General features: G+C 63.1%; 1 protein-coding gene. It reads right to left on the minus strand.

Annotated features, from left to right (window positions below):
* Window positions 1–92 precede the first annotated feature (92 nt).
* A partial coding sequence (locus SB816_RS31100) for a Rid family hydrolase (RefSeq protein WP_410548128.1) occupies window positions 93–279 on the minus strand: 187 nt, incomplete at its 5' end.

Genomic DNA, 279 nt, shown 5'->3' on the forward strand with positions numbered 1-279 from the left:
CTGCGTGCGGAGATTGCCCAGACGCTGATGGCGGCGGCTACACGCTATGCGACGCCTTATGGGAATTCCGACGTGGACTCCGACGTCGACGCTTACACCGCGCCCTGAGCGCGCTGCACCGCCACGCACTTGATTTCCACGAGCAAGCCTGGATGCGCGAGTTCGGCTACGCCGATCGCCGTCCAGGCGCAGGTTCCGCGCGGGAAAACGCGATTCTTCACCTCGCGAAAGACGGCCATGTGCGCCTGCATCTGAACGTGATATGTCGTCATGTCGACG

It is taken from the genome of Achromobacter sp. SIMBA_011 (genome assembly GCF_046535435.1).
GTDB classification, from domain to species: Bacteria; Pseudomonadota; Gammaproteobacteria; order Burkholderiales; family Burkholderiaceae_B; genus Achromobacter; species Achromobacter dolens.